Consider the following 8,107-nt stretch of genomic DNA (forward strand, 5'->3'; position numbering starts at 1 on the left):
CGCTATGATATCGCGTTTGTGCTCGATGCCGACAACATCATGTCACCCGGCACGCTGGAGAAAGTAAACCACGCGTTCGCCCGGGGCGCCCGCGCGGCGCAGTGCCGGCGCATTGCCAAAAACCTGAACACACCCGTGGCGTTACTGGAAGGTATCAACGAAGAACTGAACAACGTCATCTTCCGGCGGGGCCAGCGGTCACTCGGGCTTTCGGCAACGTGTGCCGGGTCGGGTATGGCGTTCGAGTTCGATCTGCTGAAAGCGATCTTTAACCAGGAGTTTATCCTGCACGATACGGGCGAAGACAAAGAGATCGACCTGCAACTGCTTAAAATGAACGTACCGGTGGAGTACATTGCCGGGGCCTATATTTATGATGAAAAGGCTGCCGATGTACAAACACTAAAAAAACAACGGCTGCGCTGGATCGAAGTTCACCTGAAACACATGGGCCGCTTCCTGGACCGCGACATGCTGGCGCTGCCCATCGACCGGCACCTGCTGAACAAGATCATGCACTATCTCATACTGCCCCGCTCCTTCTTTGTGGCGCTGATCCTGGCCGTGGTTGCCCTGGGCGCGGTCGACGCCATGGTCGATACGACGTTGCTGATACCGGGCATCCATTGGTGGACGGTCGTGATCGGAGCCTATACCCTCGCGACCCTCTCGTTTGTGCCGGCCCGGTATAGGACCCGGCACACGCTGATGTCCCTCTCCCGCCTGCCGGGCATCATTACTTCCATGGTGGTGAATATGTTCCGTGTGCGGGTGGGACGGAAGGAGTTTTTGCACACCGAAAAGAAATTTATTCGTTCGTAAAGTCTATAGCGCTCTCCGGGGGGTTAATCGTTTACAAGACGGTTAACCACCTCTTATTGAGGAGCCCCCTACCCAGGGTGCCCGATTTATCGGCAAGGTTGCTGTGGAATTTTGTCGCCAGAATGTAAATTGACAATGGCACAGTTTTATTTCCGGTGCTTACGACGTGGCAACAATGTATCAGCCTTGGAAGCTAAAAAAATACCTGGTCAAGCTGTTGAAGGTAGTCGGATGGATCACACTCTCCATCGTGGTGCTGCTTATGGCCGTCATCCTGCTGCTGCGCGTACCCTCCGTACAAAACCGGGTCGTGCAGGCGGCCGTCGGTTTCCTGCATAAGAAGATCGGCACCGAGGTCCGCCTCGACTATGTCAGCGTGCAATTCCCGAAAAAGATTGTGCTGGAGGGCCTCTATGTAGAGGACCAGCAGCGCGACACCTTATTGTATGCCGGCAAGCTGGGCGTCGACACCGACCTTTGGGGGCTCACCCAAAAAAAGATCGAGCTCAACCAGGTACAACTCGACGGCATCGTCGCTAACATCCACCGCACCCTGCCCGACAGCGCCTTTAATTTCGATTATATCATTGCCGCGTTCACCGCGCCCGATACCACCACCGTGGAAGTAACCGACACTACGGCCGCCCCGTGGGTGTTTACCGTTGAAGACGTAGCGCTTACCAACACCCGTGCGGTGTATACCGATGCGGTGTCGGGTATGGATCTGGCGCTCAGGACCGCCTCTCTGGAAGTAAGCATGGACGAGTTCGACCTGGAGCAGATGATCTTCCGTGCAGCTTCCATTACGATCGAAGATACGCGCGGCCATTTTATACAACACGAACGGGCGCCGGCAGTCGCTACCACGGCGGCTCCGTCGGACACGACACAAAAGTCTGTTACGCTGGGATTCGAATCCATCCGGCTTCAACGTATCCACGCGCGCTACGAAGACCTTCATGCCGGTCAGGCCCTGCAAGCCGACATTGCCGATGCCGGGGTCGACGTCAACACATTCGACCTGGACCGCCAGATCATCCTGCTGAACGAGCTCACGCTGCGTCAATCGTTCGTATCCTACCACCAGCTTACGGTCGACTCCTCGCGCCTGGCGCCGGCCGATACCGCCGCCGTGGCTTCCACCGACACGACACAGATCAGGCCGTGGCAGTTCGGCATCGAGAACCTGCAGCTGGCCGACAACATCCTTCAATACGATAACTTCAATCAACCGCTGCAACCACAGGGGGTAGACTTCAACCATTTCTGGCTGACACAATTTAACTTCGAGGGTGAGGACCTGACGATGAAGGGTCTGGCGCTCTCGGGTACCGTCGAGGCGCTTTCCTTCCGTGATAAGAGTGGCTTCGCATTGACCGGATTTGAAAGCCGTTTTGCCATGACGGACCATGCCGTACGGGTCGAAGACTTTCACCTGACCTCGCCGCGTACAACGATCAACCTCGACGCGCAGGCTGCCTTTACTTCCTTCGAGACGCTGTCGACCACATATCCGGACGCTTCGATAGAGATTGCGCTGACCAATACGTCGATTGCGCTGGAAGACATCCGGTTCCTGCTGCCTTCGGTGCTTGACAGCCTTCCGATCAATATGGATCCGCGTGCCATCGTACGTGCGGACCTGGCCTGTTCGGGCAAAGTCAAGGACCTGCGTGTTGAACGGCTCACGGTGCGGGCCTTATCGAATACGACCTTCGCTGCTTCCGGTACCGTCAAAGGTCTGCCCGATGTTCAGCAAACGCAACTGGCCTTGCAGCTCACTAAGCTACATACGACGCGTACCGATATCCAGACCGTGGTGGCCGACTCGGTATTACCAAAATCCATCACATTACCGGAGTGGCTGGACCTGACCGGCAACTTCGGGGGTACGCTCACGGCTCCCGTGGCAAAAGCCACGCTCAAGACCGACCTCGGCTCGCTCGACGCCGACCTTGCGTTAAACCTCGATTCCCTGGCGCGGGAAAATTACCGCGGCAGCGTCAGCCTGAATAAATTCAACCTGGGCAAGCTGCTTCAGCAAGACTCTACCCTGGGAATCCTCGACCTCGACGCCAGTGCCCAGGGTCGGGGGCTGAAGCTCGAAGACATCGACGCGGCCCTCAAGCTGACGGTACACGAGCTGCAGTACAGTGATTATACCTATAAAGACTTTCGCATGGATGGAACGCTGAAGAAATTCTTCTTTTCCGGCACCGCCCTGCTGCACGATCCCAACCTGGATGTAACCCTCCGGGGCGATCTGGATTACCAGGGGAATATACCACGCTACAAGCTCAAGCTCGAACTAAAGAACGCCGACTTCCAGGCGTTGCACCTCTCCGAGCGTCCGCTGCGTACACGCGGCACGCTGGAGGTCGATCTGGTTACCGCCGATTTTAAAGTATTGAACGGCAACGTGGACATCCGCAAGTTTGCGGTCTTTAACGGCAGCAAGCTCTATCGTGTAGATTCGTTGCTGTTTGTCTCAGTCGACCAGAAAGGCACAAGCAAGATCACCGTGCGCTCGGATATACTCTCCGGCGACTTCGAGGGAACCATCAACCTGGCCAGCATGCCCGAAGTACTGACACGCCACATCAACCAATACTTCTCGCTACGCGACACGACCTATCAAAAACCTGCCGCACAGCAGGACTTTAAGTTTGCGTTGGTGATCAAAAACACGGACCTGCTCACAGAGATCATCTTCCCCGAGCTGGAGCCCTTTGTACCCGGCGAGATCGCCGGTGAGTTCGACAGCCGCAACGACAAGCTCGACCTGCGCCTGAACTTGTCGCGGATCCGGTATAGCAGCATTGCGCTCGACTCTGTGGGGTTGGTGGTAACGTCCGACAAGCAGTCGCTGGATTATACCTTCCGGCTCAAGAAGGTGAGCCTGGACACGCTCCACATCGAAGAGATCAAGCTGACCGGCGACGTGTTGAACGACTCCATTCATACCCGGCTGATCATTCTGGACTCCTTGCAAAAAGAAAAATATCTCCTCGGCGGCGTATTCAACAGTTTCGAAGACGCCTTCCAGTTTCGTTTCCTGCCGGGGCAGGTCATGCTGAACTATGAAGACTGGAAGACGCCCCTGTATAACACCCTGCGCTTCACGGCGGCCGGCATTGTGCCCAACAACTTTTACATTGCCAAAGGCCCTGAGCGCATCCTGCTGGTGAAACAAGAGGACCGCGACTCAACGCTCTCGGTTGTATTCAACCAGGTGGATCTGCGTAACATCACAAGCATCGTGGAAGGTACCACGCCCCTCGCCGGCGTCATCGACGGCGATGTGACGCTCAGTGCAGCCGAGGGCGGTTCGTTCAACTCTACGGCCTATATACACGGACTGGAGATCCTGGAACGCGGCTGGGGCGACCTGGCCCTGCAACTCGGTAAGACCGCGCACGGTCCCTTCAACGTCGACCTGCGGCTGGAAGGCGATGACATCGACGTGGTCGCGGCGGGCTACTTCGTCTCCAACATTCCGAAACCCGAAATACATTTCACCACCACCCTCCACAAACTCGATCTCGCGTCTGTCGAGCCGCTTACGCTCGGGCAGGTGAAAAACCTGAAAGGCCAGCTTACGGGGGAGGTAAAGGTCGACGGCGAGTCGGCCGCGCCCAAGATCGACGGCGCGCTCCGTTTCCGCGACGCCGAGTTTATCCCCGCCCTTGCCGGTAGTAAATTCCTGTTGAAGGATGAAGTCATCAAACTTACCGGCACGGGACTCACGCTCGATGATTTCACGATCCGCGATGTTCAAAACAATACGGCCCGCTTCGATGGCACGATCCGGACGGTGGGCTTTGCCGAGTTCGATCTCAACCTGCGCGTGAATGCTCAGAACTTTCAGCTGTTGAACACCCAGGCAACGGACAACGACCTTTTCTATGGCAACGTACGCATCAACACCAAGGCCATCGTTACCGGCACGTCTAATCTGCCTAAAATTCAAATGGAGGCCAGCATGGCAAAGGACAGCGAGTTCACCTACGTAGTGCCCCAGTCCGAAAAAGGCGTATTGGAGCAACAGGGAATTGTTGAATTTGTGGACCGTGATGCCGAAAAAGACCCGTTTCTGAATTCACTCAACTTAAAAGACACCGTCAAGTCGTCTTTCAAGGGCATTGACCTGACGGCCAACATCGAGCTGGAAGACAGCGAGACCTTCAGCATCGTGATCGACCCGGTCACGGGCGACAAGCTCAGTGTAAAAGGCAACTCGACGTTGACGCTCGACATCAGCCCGTCGGGCGACATGCAGCTCTCGGGTCGCTACGAAGTAACGGAGGGCACGTACAACCTGTCGTTCTACAAGCTGGTGAAGCGTGAGTTCAAGATCGAGAAAGGCAGTTACATCATGTGGTCGGGTGATATCATGGGCGCGGACCTCAACCTGCGCGCGATCTACGAAGTGGAGACGTCACCGATCGACCTCGTGGCCGCCCAGCTCACGACGGGGTCGCAGCAGGACCTTCGCTACCGCCAGCGCCTGCCCTTCCTGGTATACCTCAATATCAAAGGCGACCTGATGACGCCCGACATCAGCTTTGAGCTTGACATGCCCCAGGAAGAACAAGACGCGCTCGGTGGTGAGATCTATGCGCGCATCAAAGACATCAACACCCGCGAGTCGGACCTCAATAAACAGGTCTTTGCCTTGCTGGTATTAAAACGATTTATTTCCGAAAACCCCTTCGAGACACAGGGTGGCTCGGATGTTTCAGCCTCGGCCCGGCGCAGTGTGAGCAAGCTCCTGACGGAACAGCTCAACCGGTTGTCTGACAACGTGAAGGGTGTCGAGCTGACAGTCGACCTGAAATCCTATGAAGATTACTCGTCCGGGCAGGCGCAGGGTCAGACGCAGCTCCAACTGGGGCTTTCGAAAACCCTCTTCGACGAACGCCTGGTGGTAAAAGTATCGGGTAACGTAGACGTTGAAGGCGAGACTTCCAACCAGAACTCCGTAGCCGACTATATCGGCGACCTGGCCCTGGAATATAAACTGACACCCGACGGACGCCTGCGTGTCACCGGTTTCCGCAACAGTAATTATGACATGATCGACGGCGAGCTGATCGAGACCGGCGCCGGCTTCATTTATATAAAAGACTATGACGTCCTCCGCGAGCTTTTTAAATCCAACGCCACGGAAAAATGATTAAACACCGTCTCTCCCGCTTTCCGTGTGTCCCTTCGGGATGGTCCATCCCGATGTTGTTGTTCGTTTTATTACTCCCCGGCTGTACGGCGACCCGGTACCTGCCGCCGGGTGAGACGTTTTACAATGGCGCCGAGATCGATTTTGAAATGCCGCAAGGCAACGTTCGCCGTCGCCGTACGCTGGAAACAGAAATGCAGGAGTATATCGTGCCCAAACCGAACGACAAGATCTTAGGATCACGCCCCTGGGTGTGGGTGTACTATGTAGTCGGCACACCGAAAAAGGAAAAGGGCCTGCGGAGCTTTCTGAAAAAGAAGATCGGCCAGGAGCCCGTGTTATTACGCGATGCGACACCCGAGCGCTCGGCCAAGCTGCTGGCCGGCTACCTGAATAATGAAGGCTACTTTGAATCGAAAGTAGTGCCCGAGGTAAAGAAGGGCAAGACACAAAGCACCGTTATATACCACACCGAGCTGCACAGACCTTACCGGTTGCAAACCATCACGTACCCCAAGGGGCGCGACAGTACGTATGCCGCGGTGCTGCGTACGCTGCGCGAAAAATCCATTCTCCGTCCCAACATCCGCTACGACCTGGAGCGTCTGCAGGCAGAACAGGAGCGCATTGAAGAGGAAGTTGAAAACGTAGGCTTCTTTTATTTCGACGACCGCTACCTGATCTTCGAGGCGGACAGCACCGTGGGCAAGAAAAAAGTAGACCTTCGGTTGCGTTTGGAGAAAGACATTCCGCCACGCGCCCGGAAGATCTACCGGCTTGACAAGATCGACGTCCTGCCGAATTACGTCCTTTCCACCGACACGCTGCCCGGAAAAGGATACGATACGGCGTTGGTCAACCACTACCGCTATATAGACAACAAACACGCGTTCCGTCCACGCATCATTACCGATGTCATCAACCTGAAGAAAGGGGCGCTGTACAGCCGCGAGGCACGCGAGCTCTCGCTGAGCCACCTGATGGGCCTGGGCACCTTTAAATTTGTAAACATCAAGTTCACGGAATCTCCCCGCCAGGACTCTTCCCTGCTCGACGCGCAGATCCTATTGACACCCCTGAAGAAAAAGTCCCTGCGGGCGGAAGTGCAGGCTACGTCCAAGTCCAACAACTTTGTAGGCCCGGGTGTGGCGTTCACGTTCACGAACCGGAATTTCCTGCGGGGGGCGGAGCTGTTTCAGCTCAAGCTCACGTCGGCGTATGAAGTACAGGTCAGCAAGCAAGTGTCACAGCCGGTCAACTCGCTGGAGCTGGGCCTGGAGTCCAGCCTGACCATACCACGCTTTATTACTCCGATCAGGATCGACTATAAATCCAGCCGATACCTGCCGAAGACGGTATTCAAGGCGGCTGTCAATGTTCAGAACCGGATGCGATATTACCGGCTAAACTCGTTCAACATCGGGTATGGGTATAACTGGCGGGAGTCGTCTGCCAAAAGCCATGAGCTCTTCCCGATCGACATTGCTTATGTGGAGACCAAAACGACGCCTAAATTCGATTCCTTGCTGCGCGGCAACACCATACTCGCCGGCTCTTTTGTCGACCAGTTTATAGCCGGCACACGCTATTCGTATACGCTGAATACCCAACTTTCCGAAGAAGTCGCCCAAAAGTATGAGCGTCGCAAATTTCGCGAACACAATTTCTATTTCAATGGCAACATCGATGTAGCCGGCAACCTGCTGAACAGCATCCAGCGCGTCAGCGGAATAAAACCCGGGTTGGAAGAGGACGGCAGAAAATTATATACCTTGTTTAACTCGCCCTATTCGCAATACGTGCGCGGTGACTTCGACTTCCGGTATTACTGGCAATGGGAACGTCACAGCAAGCTTGCCACGCGCGCTGTTGCGGGCATCGGCTATGCCTATAGCAATTCCACGATCATGCCGTATATCAAGCAATTTGCGATCGGGGGCTCGAACAGTATCCGGGCATTTCCCGCCCGCTCGATCGGCCCGGGCTCTTATCTGCTGGATCTCGACAAGGCCTTTTTTATCGACCAGCGTGGTGACATTAAACTTGAAGCAAACGCAGAGTACAGAATCTGTCTGTGATACACATCTACTAGCCCGCGAGACTGCTACG

Annotated in this window: 3 protein-coding genes; all 3 read left to right on the forward strand. The window is 55.5% G+C overall.

Annotation, left to right across the window (positions count from 1 at the left end; all coding sequences use genetic code 11):
• A partial coding sequence (locus tag KK078_RS30005; protein WP_254094671.1) for a glycosyltransferase occupies positions 1-822 on the forward strand: 822 nt, incomplete at its 5' end.
• A gap of 175 nt (positions 823-997) precedes the next feature.
• Positions 998-5,998: a translocation/assembly module TamB domain-containing protein gene (locus KK078_RS30010; protein ID WP_254094673.1), complete on the forward strand. Its 5,001-nt coding sequence runs from the start codon at positions 998-1,000 to the stop codon at positions 5,996-5,998.
• Entirely contained in the window at positions 5,995-8,076 is a 2,082-nt protein-coding gene (gene tamL, locus KK078_RS30015) for a translocation and assembly module lipoprotein TamL (protein WP_254094679.1), read from the forward strand. Before KK078_RS30010 ends, tamL begins: the two co-directional genes overlap by 4 nt.
• The last annotated feature ends 31 nt before the right edge of the window (positions 8,077-8,107 follow it).

The organism is Dawidia soli (assembly GCF_018598185.1).
Classification (GTDB): Bacteria; Bacteroidota; Bacteroidia; order Cytophagales; family Cyclobacteriaceae; genus Ohtaekwangia; species Ohtaekwangia soli.